The 560-nt window shown below is 47.7% G+C and carries 1 protein-coding gene; it reads right to left on the bottom strand.

Features of this window, described 5'->3' with window-relative positions:
• Window positions 1-158: 158 nt before the first annotated feature.
• On the bottom strand, window positions 159-560 hold a 402-nt coding region (locus ACFQEU_RS17735; RefSeq protein WP_379784296.1), incomplete at its 5' end, for a hypothetical protein.

Raw genomic sequence — 560 nt, 5'->3', positions numbered from 1 at the left:
TCCTCGATGCGTTGTTCGATGGCTTTGGTATTCATGTCCCACGACATGAGCCGCCACCAGCCGTAAATGATGCGCGAAAGATGTAGTTGATCTGTTAATGCGACTTGTTGCATGGAATCTCCGTTGAGTGAACTGTGAAGGCGGAAAAAGCGCTGACATTAAAGTTGGTAATGGCTCGTGATAGCATGTTTAGTCACTATACCTGTTGCCGATGATAGTAGTGGTGCGCCGCTGCGGTTCACATAGAGAGCGTCGGCGCCGGTTTGTTGCAGTACTAATTGTGCTTCGTATAAGTTTGCGCGCGAATGTATGGGCGTGAGCTGCAAGCGCTTCGCGGGAATTTTGAGTAGATCGACCTGGCGCTCTAGCGACAGCTCTTCGATGGGAGCCTGTTCTAAATAATGGGCGACATCGGCGGGTCTAATTAAAAACTTTTTACCTTCAATTTCGTCGATTAGTAACCAGTTGGTTTGTCGCTCTAACAGCTTGCGTAATTCGTCGTAATACTTACGTCTATCGCAGTTAATAAAATCGCGGTCCATGACGCTTTCAATACCTAC

This window comes from Halorubrum tibetense, assembly GCF_042661865.1.
GTDB lineage: Archaea > Halobacteriota > Halobacteria > Halobacteriales > Haloferacaceae > Halorubrum > Halorubrum tibetense.
The sequence above is the reverse complement of the archived record's forward strand: the minus strand, read 5'-3'. Positions and strand labels throughout refer to the sequence as shown.